The 18720-nt window shown below is 63.3% G+C and carries 12 protein-coding genes and 2 pseudogenes; 7 read left to right on the top strand and 7 right to left on the bottom strand.

Translation table 11 applies throughout. The features are described from left to right. Positions 1-7: 7 nt before the first annotated feature. Entirely contained in the window at positions 8-1030 is a 1023-nt protein-coding gene (locus tag VMP31_RS15210) for a Leu/Phe/Val dehydrogenase (protein ID WP_325508511.1), read from the bottom strand. Between the two features lie 174 nt (positions 1031-1204). Between VMP31_RS15210 and VMP31_RS15205 the strand changes: the two genes are divergently transcribed. Then, on the top strand, positions 1205-2008 hold the full coding sequence (locus VMP31_RS15205; RefSeq protein WP_325508509.1) for a transglutaminase family protein: 804 nt from the start codon (positions 1205-1207) through the stop codon (positions 2006-2008). Positions 2009-2166: 158 nt separating this feature from the next. Here the strand turns inward: VMP31_RS15205 and VMP31_RS23420 are convergent. The 4 genes and pseudogenes from VMP31_RS23420 to VMP31_RS15190 form a co-directional block, all read right to left on the bottom strand. Further along, positions 2167-2370 (bottom strand): annotated as a pseudogene (locus VMP31_RS23420) (response regulator transcription factor); the annotation flags it as partial. A 168-nt stretch (positions 2371-2538) separates the two neighbouring features. Next, positions 2539-3855: pseudogene (locus tag VMP31_RS23415) on the bottom strand (helix-turn-helix transcriptional regulator); the annotation flags it as partial. Positions 3856-4870: 1015 nt separating this feature from the next. After that, positions 4871-6241, bottom strand: coding sequence for a DUF1329 domain-containing protein (locus tag VMP31_RS15195; protein ID WP_325508505.1), 1371 nt, complete (start codon positions 6239-6241; stop codon positions 4871-4873). Between the two features lie 28 nt (positions 6242-6269). After that, entirely contained in the window at positions 6270-8024 is a 1755-nt protein-coding gene (locus VMP31_RS15190) for a DUF1302 domain-containing protein (RefSeq protein ID WP_325508503.1), read from the bottom strand. Between the two features lie 571 nt (positions 8025-8595). Here VMP31_RS15190 and gcvH point away from each other — a divergent pair. From gcvH to gcvT, 5 genes are all read left to right on the top strand, one after another. Then, entirely contained in the window at positions 8596-8979 is a 384-nt protein-coding gene (gene gcvH / locus VMP31_RS15185) for a glycine cleavage system protein GcvH (protein WP_090248917.1), read from the top strand. Positions 8980-8988: 9 nt separating this feature from the next. Further along, positions 8989-11841 carry an aminomethyl-transferring glycine dehydrogenase gene (gcvP, locus tag VMP31_RS15180; RefSeq protein WP_325508501.1) on the top strand — a complete coding sequence of 951 codons (2853 nt, stop codon included), beginning with the start codon at positions 8989-8991 and terminating at the stop codon, positions 11839-11841. 237 nt (positions 11842-12078) lie between these two features. Continuing rightward, positions 12079-13104, top strand: a complete 1026-nt coding sequence (gene glyA, locus VMP31_RS15175; RefSeq protein WP_325508499.1) for a serine hydroxymethyltransferase — start codon at positions 12079-12081, stop codon at positions 13102-13104. 69 nt (positions 13105-13173) lie between these two features. Continuing rightward, positions 13174-14550 carry an L-serine ammonia-lyase gene (locus tag VMP31_RS15170; protein ID WP_325508497.1) on the top strand — a complete coding sequence of 459 codons (1377 nt, stop codon included), beginning with the start codon at positions 13174-13176 and terminating at the stop codon, positions 14548-14550. Positions 14551-14682: 132 nt separating this feature from the next. Continuing rightward, on the top strand, positions 14683-15804 hold the full coding sequence (gcvT, locus tag VMP31_RS15165) for a glycine cleavage system aminomethyltransferase GcvT (RefSeq protein ID WP_325508495.1): 1122 nt from the start codon (positions 14683-14685) through the stop codon (positions 15802-15804). A 51-nt stretch (positions 15805-15855) separates the two neighbouring features. On the opposite strand, the gene VMP31_RS15160 is transcribed toward gcvT, so the two are convergent. Both VMP31_RS15160 and VMP31_RS15155 read right to left on the bottom strand, forming a co-directional pair. Then, positions 15856-16257 carry a glyoxalase superfamily protein gene (locus VMP31_RS15160; protein ID WP_325508646.1) on the bottom strand — a complete coding sequence of 134 codons (402 nt, stop codon included), beginning with the start codon at positions 16255-16257 and terminating at the stop codon, positions 15856-15858. A 26-nt stretch (positions 16258-16283) separates the two neighbouring features. Next, complete coding sequence (locus VMP31_RS15155) at positions 16284-16640, bottom strand: 5-carboxymethyl-2-hydroxymuconate Delta-isomerase (protein ID WP_325508493.1); 357 nt, start codon at positions 16638-16640, stop codon at positions 16284-16286. A gap of 609 nt (positions 16641-17249) precedes the next feature. Here VMP31_RS15155 and VMP31_RS15150 point away from each other — a divergent pair. Continuing rightward, a complete protein-coding gene (locus VMP31_RS15150) occupies positions 17250-18494 on the top strand; it encodes an OprD family porin (protein ID WP_325508492.1) in 1245 nt (414 codons plus the stop codon). Positions 18495-18720 lie beyond the last annotated feature (226 nt).

The following is an 18720-nucleotide window of genomic DNA, read 5'->3' as shown; positions in this document are numbered from 1 at the left end:
GCACTGCTCAATGCCCGTAGAGCAGGCGCTCGGCCAGGTCATCGGCCACCCGCGAAGGCGGCCGCTTATCGGCCTGGGCATGGGCGTAGATTTCGGTCAGGCGCAGGCTGATCTGGCTCAGGTGGTTGGTTATGGCCAGCAGACTTTCGCCGCGATGGCGCAGGGCGACATAGATCAGCCCGCCGGCGTTGATCACATAATCCGGCGCATAGAGAATCCCCCGCGCCTGCAGGGTGTCGGCCACGTCGCTACTGGCCAGCTGATTGTTGGCCGCCCCGGCCACCGCTGAGCAACGCAGATGGCCAGCCGTTTCGCGATTCAACACGCCGCCCAGACCACAGGGCGCGAGAATGTCGCAGGGGGTGGTGAGCAAGGCCTCACTGGCCACCGGGTGGGCACCCAGTTGCTCCACCGCCAGTTGCACCCGGCCCATATCCAGATCGCTGACCAGCAGCTCGGCACCGGCGGCATGCAGCTGCTCGGCCAGGGCATAGCCGACATTGCCCAGGCCCTGAATGGCCACGCGCAGCCCTTCCAGGTTGTCGCCGCCCAGGCGCGCCATGGCCGTGGCGCGAATCCCGGCGAACACGCCCATGGCGGTATGCGGCGAGGGATCGCCCTCCGCCGTGGTGCTGGTGACATGTTGGGTATGCTGGGCGATGCAGTCCATATCGGCGCTGGAGGTGCCGCTGTCCATGGCGGTGATGTAGTGGCCGTTCAGGGTTTCGATAAAGCGCCCGAAGGCCTCGAACAGTGCGCCACGGTTTTCCACATGGGCCGGGCGAATGATCACCGCTTTACCGCCGCCATGGGCCACACCGGCCAGCGCCGCCTTGTAGCTCATGCCCTTGGCCAGGCGCAGAACATCCTCGATGGCGCTCTGCTCGTCGATGTAGCTCAGGTAGCGGCAGCCACCCAAAGCAGGCCCAAGACGGCTGTTGTGAATGGCAATAATGGCCTTGAGCCCGGTTTGCGGGTCCTGGGCGAAGTGCAGCGACTCCAGCCGGGTGGTTTCCATCATGGCGAACATGCAGTGGCTCCCGTACTGATTTGCTTCTCAGTATAGGCAGCGGTTGGCCATGCACATTTCCGGTGGTCAGCTCGGCATGCGCCAACGCAACACTGGACGCGAGCCCGGCTCTTGGCTACAAAGCCAGAAGCCGGGGCTGTTGGCATTTCGCCACGACCGGCCCGGGGGACTGCCATGAATCCACGCGCCGCCTGCCTTGCCTGCCTGGACAGACAACCTGCCGCCACCTTCGAGGCGGCGCTGTGGATAGCCGTCGAACACCAGCCGAGCCTGCAACCGGCCGAGGTGCTGCGCGAGCTCGACAGCCTGCAGCATCAGGTCCGCCAGGGTCTGCCCGCAGGCCCTGGGCCCGAGCTGGGCCAGGCGCTGCTGCGGCGTCTCAGCCAGCTGGATTTTCACTCGGAAGACGAGCAGCCCATGCGCCCCCGGGCGGCGCTACTGGATCAGGTATTGCGTCGCCGCCGCGGCCAACCACTGAGCCTGGCGCTGCTGGCCCTGGAGCTGGCCAGGCGACTGGAAATTGCCTTGCAGGGGGTGAACTTTCCCGGGCACTTTCTGCTGCGCGTGCCCGGGGCCGACCACCTGCTCGACCCGTGCAGCGGTCGCCGCCTGTATACCCGCGAATGCCGCGAGCTACTGCTCAACCATCTGGGCCCCGCCGTCGAACTCAACGCCAGCCACCTGCTGGCCTGCGATGGCCGAACCATGCTGCAGCGCCTGTCGCGCAACCTGCGGCACTTGCATCAGGAGGCCGGCGACTACCTGGCCGCACTGAAAGACGCCGAGCGGGTACTGCAGCTGGGTACGCCCAACCTGCACGACCACCTGGCCCGCGCCGAGCTCTATCAGTTGCTTGAATGCCCGCAAGGCGAGCGCTTCGACCTGCAGCACGCCATCATGCTCTGCGACGACCCGGCCCAGCGCCTGCAACTCAGCCAGCGCCTGCGTTTGCTGCAGAGCACAGCGGCGCTGCATTGAACTGGCGCTAGGGCGATCCATGCGCACCAACCCAGGCCGCGTTCTTTCGGTGCGCACAGCGCACCCTACGACGGCATCGCATCGAACTGGCTCTACACCTGTTGGGCTCAACACCAACCTACAATTTATCGCCTCGCGACACGTAATGGGGGCATAACCTACAGAAACCCCAACGCCTTGGCCTTGGCCACCGCCTGGGTGCGGCGTGCCACGCCGAGCTTGCCGTTGATGCGCCGGGCGTGGGTCTTGACCGTATGCAGGGAGATAAACAGCTGTTCGGCGACTTCCTGGTTGGACAAGCCCTGGGCGATCAGGCCAAGCACCGCCAGCTCGCGGCAGCTCAGCTGCATAGCCGCACTGCCGGGCGTAGCGGTTGGCTGAGCGCCGTTTTCGGGATCGACCACGGCAAACCACAGGCACTGGTAGTCCAGGCGCAGACGCAGGGCCTGGGCGGCCTGGCGCGCCTGCTTGGCGACGGCCTCGTCATCCCACTGCGCACAGGCCTCGGCATAGTCCTGCCAGAGTTCGCAGGCCAGGGCCTGACGGCCCTGCGCCAAGGTCTGTTCGAGCAGCGCCTGCAGCGGCGCGCGTACATCCGTGCCCTGCTCCTGGTCGAGTCGCAGCAGCAGCAATTTAAACCGCGGAATCATCTCGGGGAAGTTCGGCGGCGGCAGCATGGCCTTGACCCGCCGGGCGTAGCCAAGCACCCGTGTGGCCGCTTCGCGGGCGCGCTGGCGGTGCCCCTGATGCAGCCACAAGCGACCGCTGGCCAGCAACAGGATGCCACGGTAGAGGGTTTCGCTGACCCGCTGCCGCTGCATCAGCCGTTCGGCCTGCGCCAACAGGGCGAAGGCCGTGGCCACATCGCCCTCGCCGGCGGCCAGATCGGCCAGGCCCAGATAACCATGAAAGGCCCCCGGATCGCCGCAGCGCAAGGCATCGTCGAGGCCGGCCTGGAGCAGCTGCGCGGCCTCCTCGCGGCGGCCCTGGCGCAGGCTCAAGCGGCCCAGGCGCAGCTGTGCGCGCCCCAGCACCGGAGTCTCGCGCAGAACGGCGAGATCGCTGGAAGCCAGCACACGCTGGAGCAGGGCCTCGGCCCGGGCAAACTCGCCGCGAGCCTCCAGCAGTAGAGCGTGATCGAGCTCCAGCAGGGCTTCAAACACCAGGCTGCCGCACGCCCGCGCCTGCCGGAGCGCCGTGTAGCTAAGCTGCTGGGCCAGTTCCAGATCGCCCTCGCCGATCGCCACCTGGGTCAATATCGAGCGGCACAGCAAGGCCTGCGCCCAGGCGCTTGGCGGCAGGTTCGGCAGTGCCTCCAGCAGCTGTTCGCGGCTGTCTATCGCGCAGCCGCGGCCGTAGGCGGCAATGCCCTGAATCGCCTGCCACTGGGCGAACAGTTCGCGGGTGCGCGGGCCATCGCCGCGCGGCTGAAAGCGCGCCAGCTGATCGACGCAGGTCAGCGCCTCATCCAGCCGGCCGACCAGCAGCAGCACCCAGGCATTCAGCAGAATCAGCCGCGGTGTGCTCAGCAGCAAGCTATCCGGCAGCTCGGCGCGCCAGCCAAGAATCAGCGCCAGATCCTGGCCCTGCAGCAGTTGCTCTTCGGTAAAACGTTCGAGAAAGCTGCCGGCCACCTCCGGCTGCCCACCGAGCAGCGCATGCTCCACCGCCGCGCGAATATCGCCCTGGGCGGCGAACCACTGGCTGGCATGCAGGTGCAGGCTGTTGCACGGCAGCGCCCGGGTAGGTCGACGCAGCAGCGTCGCCACCGGGGCGAACAGGGCGAACCAGCCCTTGTGCTGTTCCAGCTCGTGGATAAAGGCTCCGCGTTCGGCCAGCTGACGCATCCATTCGCCGCCCTCGCCGACCCCGAACAGGTGTTCGCACAGGTCGTAATTGAAGCGCGGTAACTGCGCCAGCTGCTGCAGGGTCTGCAGCAGCTCGTGGGGCAGTTCCTGCAGCACTTCGCGCGTCAGGTAATCGCGCAGCAGTTCGCCGTGTTGCTCATCCAGCGGCGCAGCCAGGGTATCCGGCTCGCCCTGGGCCGCCAGAATGCGCAGGCGCAAAGCCGCCGGCCAGCCCTGGGTCGCTCCGTGCAAGGCCTCGGCCCAGGCACTGCGTTGCGGCTGCAACTGCCCCAGCCAGGCGGAAACCTCGGCGGCGCTGAACAGCAGATCGCTGGGCCCCAGTTCGAGCAGTTCGCCTTCCAGCAGCAGACGCGGCAGGTTGCACGCCGGCCGCCGCCGGCTGCCCAGCCACCAGCAGATGCCTGCCGCAGCGGCGTTGAGCAGGTGATTGAGGTAGGCATCCAGTTCGTCCGCTGGCGCTACCGGGTAGTCGTTGAGCACCAGCCACAGACGTCGCGGTTCCTGGGCCAGGGCCGCCAGCAGTTCGGTGCTGCTCAGGTCCGCGGCATAGCCCAGGGCCTGGCACAGCAGTTGGCGGAGTTGCCCGGGGTCGAGGCCCGGCACCGCACAATTGAGCCAGAGCAGTTCATGGTTCGGCGGGCATTGGCGGGCGCAATCGGCCAGCAGCACGCTCTTGCCGAAACCGGCCGGGGCGATCAGCAGGCGCAGCCGGCAGTCGTAGGCCAGCAGCCGCTGCAACAGCGCCTCGCGCGGGATATGCCCGGGTGGTTGGCGCAGCAGCCGGCCCTGAACATTGGGCGGCGCAGCAATAAGCGGGGATGGCGCGTAGGCGGTCATAGGATCGGCGGCTACTGCTCAGGCTGGGAGCCTTGAGGCTAGACCCATAACGGCCACCGCAGTAGTTGTATTTGCCTCGCTGATACGCGGCGATAAAAAAGGCGGCCCGCAGGCCGCCCAATCATGGAGTCACAATCACAAGTTCATGCTTGGCGTTTTAACGCACCCCGGCGCTGCGCAGGGCGGCCGGCGTGTAGTCGGCACCGCTGGCCTGGAAGCCGAAGCTGTAGGCGGACTTCTCCTCGTTTTTCATGCCCAGGGCCAGGTAGCGACCGGCGATCACGTCGTACAGGGCTTCCATGGTGTAACCGGTCATCTTGTGGTGGTAGTAGCTCTGCGCATGCCCCTCGGCGACCCGCCACAGCTGGCCGCGGCCGTCGTAGTGGTCGACCAGAGCAAGCTGCCAGCTGTCCTCGTCGAAGTACATATGGCGTTTGGCATAGATATGCCGCTCGCCGGACTTCAGCGTGGCCTCCACTTCCCACACCCGGTGCAGCTCGTAGCGGGTCAGGTCCTGGTTGATATGCCCAGCCTTGACCACGTCGTCGTACTTGAGCGCAGGCGAGTCCAGCTTGTAGCTGTTGTAAGGGATATACATCTCCTTCTTGCCTACCAGTTTCCAGTCGTAACGATCTGGCGCACCGGAGAACAGGTCGAAGTTGTCGGCGGTACGCATGCCATCGGCGGCGGTACCCGGCCCGTCGTAGGCCACCTGCGGGGCACGGCGCACACGGCGCTGACCGGCGTTGTAGATCCACGCCAAACGCGGCTCCTTGACCTGGTCGATGGTCTCGTGGACCAGCAGCACGTTACCGGCCAGACGCGACGGCGCGGTAACCCGCTGTTTGAAGTAGAGCAGCACGTTGGCCGCCTTGGCCGGGTCGACATCAGGCATATCCGAAGGAAAGGCGATTTCGTCCTCGAACTTGACCAGGCTGTAGGAGCCATTGGTCTGCGGCGTCGCCTGGGTGATCCAGCGCCGCACGTTGCCACCGCGATAGCGGGTGATGTGGTTCCACGCCACCTCAACGCCGCTCTTGGGAATCGGGAAGGCGTAGTAGCGGCTGTCACTGAAGTTCTGCAGGCCGTTGCCGCCATCGATGGCGCTGGTATTCAGCGCGCTCTGCTTGGCCGCGGCATAGATGGCATCGGGTGCCGCAGCACTGCGGTGGGTCGGATAGACCGGGATCTTGTAGCTGTCGGGGTAACGCTTGAGCATCGCCATCTGGCCGGCGGACAGTTTGTCCTGGTACTGCGCGGCATTGGCTGCGGTGATGGTGAACAGCGGCTGCTCGCTGGCAAACGGATCGGCGAGGAAGCCCTTGCCATCCACCGCGCCGGCATTGGTCGGCAGACCGCCAGTCCAGGCCGGGATGCTGCCGTCGGCGTTACCGGCCATTTCCGCACCCAGCGGGGTCAGGCTGGTACCCAGTTTCGCCGCCTCCTCCGGAGTAACGGCGGCCATCACGCTGCAGGCCAACAGGCTCAGTGCCAGCGCTCCGGTTTGCAGGATTCTTGTACTTTTCATTCTTTACGGATCCTTTGCGCAGGGTTGATCAGAAGTTCACGCCAAAACTCAGGGCGACGAAATCACGGTCGGTGTTGGTGTTGTAATCGCCACCGAAGAAATCTGTATAGCTCAAACTGGCGGTGTAGGTGTTCTGGTAATCGGCATTCAGACCAACGCTGATGGCCTTGCTGCCTTCGTTGAAGTTCGGCCCGTAGCCATCCACATCGTGGGACCAGGCAATATTCGGCGACAGGTTGATGCCGGCGAACACGTTGCTGTAGTCGGCGATGGCACGCACGCGATAACCCCAGGAGCTGCTGGTAAAGAAGCCATCGTTATTGCACTGGTCGGGGTTGGCGGCGTTGAAAGCGGCCTGGCATACCGCGTTATTGGCGATCTCACCGAGGCCAAAGACCGGATCGCGACCGAAGCGCAACTCGTCGACGTCATTGCTGATGCCGCTGATATGGTTGTAACCCACCTCCCCCACCAGGGTCAGGCGGCTCGCACCGAGCACCCGGTCGAAGAAGTGGGTGGCCGTGACCTGAGCCTGGGTAAACGGCTTGCGCACATAGCCCTGGATATCACCGCCCAGAACCGGATCCGCGTGACCACTGGTAAACACCGGCGACAGACCCACCCCCAGAGCGCCCAGGGTCAGATCGGTGGAGTTGATGCCCATCGGCATATTGGGCCGGTAGCTGACTTCGCCCGCCACCGAAGTCGCCCCCAGGGTGGTCTGCATGCTCAGGCCGTAGAGACGAATGTCCTCGGGGTATTCAAGGAAGTAACGGGCCGTGGTCGGGCTACCGTTCTGGGTGATCTGAAAACTGCCACTGGGCGAGCGGCTGTGGTAGTTCATGGCGTAAAGGCCGAACTCGGTGTTATTCAGCTCCTCGGCAAACCAGCGCAGCGCCACCCCGAACTGACCACTGTTGCGGGCATCGCGGTCACTGGCCCGGGGGATGTAGATGGGGTTGCCCGGCGCGCCGGTATTGTTCGACAGCCCCGGGGCCACATCAGCACCGGCCACTACCAGGCGGTCATTGCAGCCATCGGCGGCGGTGTCACTGGGGGCGAAGAAGGTGCCGCAGTTGTCGATTACTGTCTGATCCCACTCCAGCTGATAGAAGGCCTCCATGCTGACGTTGTCGGTGAGACTCTGGGAAACATAGAGCATATTGACCGGAATCAGGCCTTCCTTGACTTCGGCACCAGGGCGGCGGAAGGCGGCGGCGTCGACCGGGTTGATCGAGTTGATCGAGTTGCCGATAAAGGTGCTTTCGCCCCAGCTGACCACCTGCTTACCGGCCCGCACACTGCCCGGCTTATCGCCAAGGGTGTAGTTGTGGTAGACGAAGGCATCGAGAATCTGCGCGCCGGAGGCCTGCGCGGCGTCCTGGCGTTTGTGGTCATCGATGTCATAGAGCAGGCGGCTCTCGTCCTTGGTTTCGAAGTCGTACCAGTACTTGCCGCGCACAAAGACGCCGGTGTCGCGGTACTTCAATTCCAGATCATGAATACCCTTGAAGATCTTCGAGAAGGTTTCACCCCTCTTGAAATTCAAACGACCATCGTCGTTGGTTTGCGATGATGCATCGCCACCATTGCGGGTGCCGACAAAGGCCGGATCAGCCCCGCGCACCGACCAACTGGCCCCCACGGACAGCTGAGAATCGAACTGCGCTTCGATCTCACCGATATTGAAAGTGACAGCCTGGACAGGCGCGACGCAGCCCAGAGCAATGGCGGAGGCCAAGGCGCAGGGCTGGAAGATTGCATGTCTTGTTTTTGTTCTCATGCGGCTCTCCTGGAAAGCGTTTTCGTGTTGAGGCCCACAAGCTACCCAGCCCCCCGCCGGTGGATAAGCGCCCGAAAGAGGTATTTGCCCTGTCAGCCGAAAGAGTGAAAACACCCCTAAAAAGCCACTATCCGAGTGCCCCATGGACCATTTCAATGGCGCTTTATAGGGTGGGTGAATGGTGCGAATAGCTCCCTGGCGGTATTAGCGGCTACCGGCGCAGCAGCGTAGGTCGAGTGGCAGCACCAGCGGTGAGGCCAATTGCGGGGCCTGGCCAGCGACTGTATCGATTTAAATACATCGTAATGAAAGCGACACAAAGCGTTCAGGCCGCGACGCCAGTGCCTTTGCCGGGCTATTTATGGATAAACCGGCCACACATGTATCGAAATCACTACACAGGCTATCAAAGCGATTATCTTAAAATATCTTAAGCTGTTGTTTTTATTGATAAAAAACATAATGGCACCTACCTTGCTATGGTCTTTGCACCTTCCGCTCGTGCCCAGCACGCGCGTCCAGCACATCGCCCCCAGCAGAAAGGGCGAGTCACCACCCTTGAGGAGTTCACATGAGCGAATTGCGTTTTACCGTTGAGCACGAATGGCTGCGTCAGGATGCCGATGGTCTGGTTACCGTGGGCATCACCGCCTATGCCCAGGAAGCCCTGGGTGACGTGGTATTCGTTCAGCTGCCGGAAGCCCAGAGCTACGCCGAGGGTGACGAAGTGGCCGTGCTGGAATCGGTAAAAGCTGCAAGCAATATCGCCATGCCGCTGGACGGTGAGGTGGTCGAGGTCAATGGCGAGCTAGAATCCAGCCCTGAGCTGGTCAACGAAGATCCCCTGGGCAAGGGTTGGTTCTTCCGTTTCCGTCCGGCCAATGCCAGCGCGGTAGCCGACCTGCTCGACCAGGCCGCCTACGAGCGCCTGCTCAACGCCAATGCTGACGCCTGAGAGATTGTGATGACCAAGCTGACCACCCAGAACGAATTTATCGCCCGCCATATCGGCCCACGTGACGCCGATACCGCTGCCATGCTCGAACTGCTCGGCTACGCCAGCATCGACGCGCTGACCGATAACGTCATCCCCGAGAGCATCAAGGGCACCAGCGTGCTGGGTGCCCAGCCGGGCCTGTCGGAAGCCGACGCGCTGGCCAAGATCAAGACCATCGCCGGCAAGAACCAGCAGCTCAAGACCTTTATCGGCCAGGGCTACTACGGCACCCACACGCCAAGCCCGATCCTGCGCAACCTGCTGGAAAACCCGGCCTGGTACACCGCCTACACCCCGTACCAGCCAGAGATTTCCCAAGGCCGCCTGGAATCCTTGCTGAACTTCCAGACCCTGATCAGCGACCTTACCGGTATGCAGATCGCCAACGCCTCCCTGCTCGATGAAGCCACCGCCGCTGCTGAGGCCATGACCTTCTGCAAGCGTCTGTCGAAGAACAAGGCCAGCAACGCCTTCTTCGCCTCCCAGCATTGCCACCCGCAGACCCTCGACGTGCTGCGCACCCGCGCCGAGCCGCTGGGCATTGAAGTGGTGATCGGCGACGAAACCGCGATTACCGATGCCAGCGCCTACTTCGGCGCGCTGCTGCAGTACCCGGCGAGCAATGGCGACATTTTCGACTACCGCGAACTGGTCGAGCGCTTCCACGCCGCCAATGCCCTGGTCGCCGTCGCCGCTGACCTGCTGGCCCTGACCCTGCTCACTCCGCCGGGCGAGTTCGGTGCCGACGTGGCCCTGGGCAGCGCCCAGCGTTTTGGTGTGCCGCTGGGTTTCGGTGGCCCGCACGCCGCCTACTTCGCCACCCGCGATGCGTTCAAGCGCGATATGCCAGGCCGTCTGGTCGGCATGTCGATCGACCGTTTCGGCAAGCCGGCCCTGCGCCTGGCCATGCAGACCCGCGAGCAACATATCCGCCGCGAGAAGGCCACCAGTAACATCTGTACCGCTCAGGTGCTGCTGGCCAACATCGCCAGCATGTACGCCGTGTACCACGGCCCGAAAGGCCTGACGCAGATCGCCCAGCGCGTGCACCAGTTCACCGCCATTCTGGCCAAGGGCCTGCGCGCCCTGGGTTACAGCGTTGAGCAGGAATTCTTCTTCGACACCCTGACCCTGGCCACCGGCGGCAAAACCGCTGCCCTGCACGCTGCTGCGCGCAAGGCCGGGATCAACCTGCGTGAAGTCGACGGCGAGCGTCTGGGTCTGTCCCTGGACGAAACCAGCGACCAGGCCGCAGTCGAAGCGCTGCTCGCGGTATTTGCCGAAGGCAAGGCCGTTCCGGCATTCGCCGAGCTGGCGGCCGGCGTAATCGCCCAGCTGCCAAAAGGCCTGCTGCGCGAAAGCGAAATCCTCACTCACCCAGTGTTCAATCGCTACCACTCGGAAACCGAGCTGATGCGCTATCTGCGCAAACTGGCCGACAAGGACCTGGCGCTGGACCGCAGCATGATTCCGCTGGGCTCTTGCACCATGAAGCTCAACGCCGCCAGCGAAATGATCCCGGTGACCTGGGCCGAGTTCGGCAACCTGCACCCCTTCGCTCCGGCCGAACAGAGCCTGGGTTACACCCAGCTGACCACCGAACTGGAAGCCATGCTCTGCGCGGCCACCGGTTACGACGGCATCTCCCTGCAGCCGAACGCCGGCTCCCAGGGCGAGTACGCCGGTCTCTTGGCCATTCGTGCTTATCACCTGAGTCGCGGCGATGATCAGCGCGATATCTGCCTGATCCCGCAATCGGCCCACGGCACCAACCCGGCGACCGCCAGCATGGCCGGTATGCGCGTGGTGGTGACCGCCTGCGACAGCAGCGGCAACGTCGACATCGCCGACCTCAAGGCCAAGGCCGAAGAGCATAAAGAGCGTCTGGCCGCGATCATGATCACCTACCCGTCGACCCACGGCGTGTTCGAGGAAGGCATCCGCGAGATCGCCCAGATCGTCCACGACAACGGCGGTCAGGTGTATATCGACGGCGCCAACATGAACGCCATGGTCGGCCTCTGCGCCCCGGGCAAGTTCGGCGGCGACGTGTCGCACCTGAACCTGCACAAGACCTTCTGCATCCCCCACGGCGGTGGCGGCCCAGGTGTTGGCCCGATTGGCGTGAAAGAGCACCTGATTCCGTTCCTGCCCGGCCATGGCCATATGGCCCGTAAGGAAGGTGCCGTCAGCGCCGCGCCGTTCGGCAGCGCCAGCATCCTGCCGATCACCTGGATGTATATCAGCATGATGGGCGGTGAAGGCCTCAAGCGCGCTTCGCAGATGGCCATTCTCAACGCCAACTACATCGCCCGCCGCCTGGAAGAGCACTATCCCGTGCTGTATTCGGGCAGCAACGGCCTGGTAGCGCATGAGTGCATTCTGGATATCCGTCCGATCAAGGACAGCAGCGGCATCAGCGTTGATGACGTGGCCAAGCGCCTGATCGACTTCGGCTTCCACGCCCCGACCATGTCCTTCCCGGTGGCTGGCACCTTGATGATCGAGCCGACTGAAAGCGAATCCAAAGAAGAACTGGACCGCTTCTGCGACGCCATGATCGCCATCCGCAACGAGATTCGTGCGGTGGAAGCTGGCCAGCTGGATGCCAACGACAACCCGCTGAAAAACGCCCCGCACACCGCCCTGGAACTGGTCGGCGAGTGGACCCACGCTTACAGCCGCGAGCAGGCCGTGTACCCGGTGGCCAGCCTGATCGAAGCCAAGTACTGGCCGCCGGTCGGCCGCGTGGACAACGTGTTCGGCGACCGCAACCTGATCTGCGCCTGCCCGTCCATCGAGGCGTATCAGGAAGCCTAAGGCTGCAACCTACACCCGTAGGATGGGTTAGCGGTGCGGGACACCTCTCGCATTGCTAACACCCATCTACGCGCACCGCGTAACCCATCAATGGCATACGCGATGCAATGATGGGTATCGCTGCGCTCAACCTGCGCGGCCCGACCCATCCTACGGTTTTGTTTACCCAAGAATTTCGACTCACCTCTACCCGAGGCGGGTTAGCTGCACCTCATATAAAAACCAGAGGGCCTCACCATGTTTAGCAAGCACGACCAACTGCAAGGCTACGATGACGCCCTGCTCGCCGCGATCAACGCCGAAGAGCAGCGCCAGGAAGACCATATCGAGCTGATTGCCTCGGAAAACTATTGCAGCCAGCGCGTCATGCAGGCCCAGGGCAGCGGCCTGACCCACGGTGCCAAGGTGTCGTCCTCCGGCAAGCTGTACAACGCCGTGCAGTACGGCATCGACGAACAGGGTCTGATCGATTACGCCGAGGTCGAGCGCCTGGCCGTCGAGCACAAACCGAAGATGATCGTCGCCGGTTTCAGCGCCTATTCGCGCACCCTGGACTTCGCCCGTTTCCGCGCCATCGCCGACCAGGTAGGGGCCCTGCTGTTTGTCGATATGGCCCACGTTGCTGGCCTGGTGGCAGCCGGCCTGTATCCGAATCCGCTGCCGTTTGCCGATGTGGTGACCACCACCACCCACAAAACCCTGCGCGGCCCGCGTGGCGGCTTGATCCTGGCCAAGGCCAATGAAGAGATCGAGAAGAAGCTCAACTCCGCCGTCTTCCCCGGCAGCCAGGGCGGCCCGCTGATGCATGTGATTGCGGCCAAGGCCGTGTGCTTCAAGGAAGCGCTGGAGCCAGGCTTCAAGGCCTACCAGCAGCAGGTGATCAACAACGCCCGGACAATGGCCGAGGTCTTCGTTGCGCGCGACTATGACGTGGTCTCCGGCGGCACCGACAACCACCTGATGCTGGTCAGCCTGATCAAGCAGGGCCTCACTGGCAAGGCCGCCGACGCAGCCCTGGGCGCAGCGCATATCACGGTAAACAAAAACGCCGTGCCGAACGACCCGCAGTCGCCGTTTGTCACCTCCGGCATCCGCATCGGCACCCCGGCAGTCACCACCCGCGGTTTCAAGCAGAGCGAGTGCCGCACCCTGGCCGGCTGGATCTGCGACATCCTCGACGACTTGGAAAACCCGGCCGTGATCGAACGCGTTCGTGGTCAGGTTGCGGACTTATGCGCCAGCTTCCCGGTCTACGCTAACTAGATAACGCCTGCGCCACCGCTCTTGCCCCCTCTCCCCTCGGGGAAAGCCTGACGCACCCTGGAGTTAACCATGGCACTAAGCGTTTTTGACCTATTCAAGATCGGCATCGGCCCTTCCAGCTCGCACACGGTCGGCCCGATGCTGGCCGCCCTGCGCTTTGCCGAAGGCCTGCGCCGCGATGACTTACTGGCCGCCACCGACTCGGTAAAAGTCGAGCTGTACGGCTCCCTCGGCGCTACCGGCAAGGGCCATGGCAGCGATAAAGCCGTGCTGCTCGGCCTGGAAGGCGAACAGCCGGACAGCGTCGACACCAATACCGTCGACGCCCGCCTGGCGGCGATTCGCAGCAGCGGTGAACTCAATCTGCTCGGCGAAAAGCCCATCCGTTTTGTCGAAAAACAGCACCTGGCGATGATCCGCAAGCCGCTGCCCTTTCACCCCAATGGCATGATCTTCCGCGCCTTTGACGCCGCCGGCTTGCAGATCCGCTCGCGCGAGTACTACTCAGTCGGCGGCGGTTTTGTCGTCGATGAACAAGCCGCCGGTGCCGACCGCATCGTCGAAGACAGCACCGTGCTGCAATACCCCTTTACCACCGGCAAACAGCTGCTGGCCCACTGCGCCGAGCACAAGCTGTCGATCAGCCAGGTGATGCTGGCCAACGAAGCCGCCTGGCGTCCGGAAGCCGAAACCCGCGCGCGCCTGCTGCATATCTGGCAGGTGATGCAGGATTGCGTCGAGGCCGGTTGTCGCAACGAAGGCATCATGCCCGGCGGCCTCAAGGTCAAACGCCGCGCCGCCGACCTGCACCGCCAACTGTGCAAACACCCGGAAGCCAGCCTACGCGATGCCCTGAGCGTGCTCGACTGGGTCAACCTCTACGCCCTCGCGGTGAATGAGGAAAACGCCAGCGGCGGTCGCGTGGTCACTGCACCCACCAATGGCGCGGCCGGTATCGTGCCGGCGGTGCTGCATTACTACAGCCGCTTTATCCCCAGTTCCAACGACGACGGCGTGGTGCGCTTTCTGCTCACCGCCGCCGCCATCGGCATCCTCTACAAAGAAAACGCTTCGATCTCCGGTGCCGAAGTGGGCTGCCAGGGCGAGGTCGGCGTGGCCTGTTCGATGGCTGCCGGTGCCTTGTGCGAAGTGCTCGGCGGCAGCGTCAATCAGGTGGAAAACGCCGCCGAGATCGGCATGGAGCACAACCTCGGACTGACCTGCGACCCCATTGGCGGCCTGGTTCAGGTGCCGTGTATCGAGCGCAACGCCATGGGCTCGGTGAAGGCGATCAACGCCGCACGCATGGCCCTGCGCGGTGACGGTCAACACTTCGTTTCGCTGGATAAAGTGATCCGCACCATGCGCCAGACCGGTGCCGACATGAACAACAAGTACAAGGAAACCGCCCGCGGCGGCCTGGCCGTAAATATTGTCGAGTGCTGATTCGCAATTGCGGGCTCGCAGATTGCCGCCGCCCTACGCCACACCCCTGAAACCATCCCCTCGCCCCTCTGGGGAGAGGGCTAGGGAGAGGGGTCGATATAGACCCCACCCACAACATTTATGGAGAACCGCATGACCACTGAAACCCTGGCGAAAACCCCGCTACATGCCCTGCATCTCGAACTGGGCGCGCGCATGGTGCCGTTCGCCGGCTACGACATGCCGGTGCAGTACCCGCTCGGGGTGATGAAGGAACACCTGCACACCCGCGAAGCCGCCGGCCTGTTCGACGTCTCGCATATGGGTCAGATCATTCTGCGCGGCCCGCAGGCGGCGCAGGCCCTGGAGCGCCTGGTGCCAGTGGACATCATCGACCTGCCCGTGGGCATGCAGCGTTACGCCATGTTCACCGATGACCAGGGCGGCATCCTCGACGACCTGATGGTCGCCAACCTGGGTAACGACACCCTGTTTCTGGTGGTCAACGCGGCCTGCAAGCACAAGGACTTGATGCACCTGCAACTGCAGATCTCCAGCCAGTGCCAGATCGAAGCCTGTTTCGACCGCGCCCTGCTCGCCCTGCAAGGCCCAAAAGCCGTCGACGTACTCGCACGCCTGGCCCCAGAAGTAGCCAAGATGACCTTTATGCAATTCGCCCCAGTGCGTCTGCTGGGTGTCGACTGCTACGTCAGCCGCTCCGGCTACACCGGCGAAGACGGCTTTGAAATCTCGCTGCCGGCCGCCCACGCCGAAACCCTGGCGCGCAGCCTGCTGGCCGAACCGGAAGTGGCCGCCATCGGCCTTGGTGCCCGCGACTCGCTGCGCCTGGAAGCCGGTCTGTGCCTGTATGGCCACGATATGAGCAGCAGCACCACACCGATCGAGGCCAGCCTGCTGTGGGCCATGTCCAAGCCACGCCGCGCCGATGGCGCACGTGCTGGCGGCTTCCCCGGTGCCGAGAGGATCTTCGCCCAGCAACAGCAAGGCGTTGCCAGCAAGCGCGTCGGCCTGCTGCCGCAGGAACGTGTACCGGTACGTGAAGGCGCGGAAATTGTTAATGCCGACGGCACGGTGATCGGTACCGTCTGCAGCGGTGGCTTCGGCCCAACCCTGGCTGCCCCGGTGGCCATGGGTTATCTGCAGAGCAGCCATATCGCCGTGGATACCGAGGTATGGGCCATGGTGCGCGGCAAGCGCGTGGCGATGAAAGTGGCCAAAACCCCGTTTGTGCCGCAGCGCTACTACCGCGGCTGAAGTAGCCAGTGCAGCGCCGACCAGCCGGTTGGCGCAGCCTGATTCGCGCGGTTAAGCCGCGCGAATATCAGTAAAAATCAGCCGATTACCAAACGGATCGGTCACCGTCATATCACGCCCCCAGGGCTGGTTGGTGATACCGGGCCGCGCATTGCCATACACCCGCGCCGCCAGCTCGGCGTGCAGGGCATCCAGATCATCGACGCTGATCCGCAGCGCCGCACCTGGGCAGCAATCGCCGTGGTGTTCGGACAGATGCAGCACGCACCCCGCCCTGGACACTTGCAGATAAAGCGGCAAGCCCGCCTCGAAGCGATGCGCCCAATCCTCGCTAAAGCCCAGAAACTCGCAGTAAAACGCCCGCGCCTTGGCTTCATCGAAGCTGCGCAGAATGGGAATCGGGGCCGCCAGCTGCATAAAGACCTCTGCCTGAGTATGTGCCCGGCACTCTATTTCAGCCCCAGGCGAATGTCACCGGCTCAGTCCGGCAGCAGACAACTGCGCCGATTGCTGAACACCTCGCGATCGATATCACGCACATCCAGCGACACCGCATTGACGCTCGGCAAGCGCTCGACCAGCGCCCGCACGATCTGCCGTGACAGCAGGCGCTTCTGCTCATCCGTGCGCCCGGCAAGGATGTAGAAAATCAGGTGAACAAAATCCTCCTGAGTGCCGCCCACACTGAAATGCTCATACAGGCTCAGACGCAGCTTGACCTCCCCCGGCTGGAACAACTGGGTGGCGGCCGCCGCGTCCTCGACAACACCGAGCAGTTCGGCCGGTGTGATCAGTTGCGTCAGGCTTTGCGAGCCCTCGATAAGGCAGTGCGGCATAGGCGTCTCCCATAGGTCTGTCGAACATAAACTGCTCAATTTTGTCGTACGTTATCGCACAACAAATCCAGCAATAACAGCCTGTTCCGCGCAAAAGAGCACCTGCCGTCAACACTGCCGGCGGCCTTCTGCAACGCCTGCAGTAACCGCGAAGGTCGTATAAATCATCGCTATAACCCGCTAAATACGCATACAACGCAGCGAACAAGGTGAACTGCCAGAGATTTTTCTTATTAAACTTTCGTCTAGGGACGCGTTGACAAAGCCTGGTAAGGCTGTCGATAATCCAGCCAAAGTTGTACGACAACATATGACTAATCATAAAAACAAAAACAAGGCCCTACCATGACGACTGTTGCCCTCGCTGCATCGGCTCGCTTCTCGCCCCTCCCGGCCGGCCCCGCTTTGCGGCGCGCCCGCAAAACGCCCCAGCGACACCCGCACAGATACCCCGCATTCGCCGACGGCTAAGCCCGAAGCAGAGGTGTGTTCCGACCGCGGACACGCCTGTCGCCCTGGCATGGGGCAACTCACTCGTTCCTTTCGCTCGCCGCTGGCTATTCAAGGCAGGCAGGGGACGGCTTGTTCAAAAATGGGAGCACAATAACAATGATTGCACGCAATGCCCTCTCGCTCGCCCTGCTCAGCGCAGGCAGCATGGCCCTCGCCCTGCCACTCAGCAGCCAGGCTGCCGGCTTCACCGACGATGCCAAAGTCACCCTCGGCCTGCGCAACTTCTATATCAACCGCAACTTCGTCGACCCGGCCCACTCACAGAGCAAAGCCGAAGAGTGGACCCAGAGCATGATCCTCGACGCGCGCTCCGGCTTTACCCAGGGCACCGTGGGTTTCGGCCTGGATGCACTGGCCATGGGCGCCATCAAGCTTGATGGCGGCCGCGGCACGCGCAACACCGGCCTGCTGCCGGTGCATGACGAAGGTCGCCCGGCAGACAGCTACGGCCGCCTGGCCCTGGCCGGCAAAGCCAAGCTGTCGAAGACCGAGCTGAAGGTCGGCGAATGGATGGCGGTGCTGCCAATTCTGCGTTCAGACGACGGCCGCTCGCTGCCACAAACCTTCCAGGGTGCCCAGCTGACCTCCAACGAGATCGCCGGCCTGACCCTCTACGGTGGCCAGTTCCGCCAGAACAGCGAACGCAACAACGCCAGCATGGAAGACATGAGCTACGGCGGCGGATTGTCGGATCGCTTTAACTTCGCCGGCGGCGAATACAAGTTCAACCAGGACCGCACCCTGATCGGCCTGTGGAATGCCGAGCTGAAGGACGTTTACAACCAGCAGTACCTGCAACTGATGCACAGCCAACCGGTCGGCGACTGGACCTTCGGGGCCAACCTCGGCTACTTCCAGGGCACTGAAGACGGCAGCGAGCGCGCCGGCGAGCTGGACAACAAGACCTACTCCGGGCTGTTCTCGGCCAAGATCGGCAGCAACACCTTCTATGTCGGCCTGCAGAAAGTCAGCGGCGACACCGGCTGGATGCGCGTCAATGGCACCAGCGGCGGCACCCTGGCCAACGACAGCTTCAACTCCAGCTACGACAACGCCAAGGAACGCTCCTGGCAGGTGCGCCACGACTACAACTTCAGCGCAGCCGGCATCCCCGGCCTGACCCTGATGAACCGCTATATCAGCGGCGACAACGTGCACACCGCGAGCACCAACGACGGCAAGGAATGGGGCCGCGAAACCGAGCTGGCCTACACCGTGCCGAGCGGTACTTTGAAGAACCTCAACATGAAATGGCGCAACGCCAGCATCCGTCGCGACTACAGCACCACCGAGTTCGACGAGAACCGTCTGATCTTCAACTACCCGCTGTCGATCCTCTGATTCACCGCTGTACCCGCGTCTGATTACTCCTTGTGTGTGTAACCTTCAGCCCGTCCTTGCGACGGGCTTTTTTATACGCGTCACATGGAACGCCTGGGGAAGAGTGACACTGCTGGAGAGCACGCATAAGTAGGGTGTGCTGTGCGCACCAGGAATCTGCAGCCAGCCTCGGTGCGCACGGCCTGGGCGGCCCCGCGTCACCCTACGACGTGAGGGGCCTGAACAC

The organism is Pseudomonas sp. (assembly GCF_035512415.1).
GTDB lineage: Bacteria > Pseudomonadota > Gammaproteobacteria > Pseudomonadales > Pseudomonadaceae > Aquipseudomonas.
The sequence above is the reverse complement of the archived record's forward strand: the minus strand, read 5'-3'. Positions and strand labels throughout refer to the sequence as shown.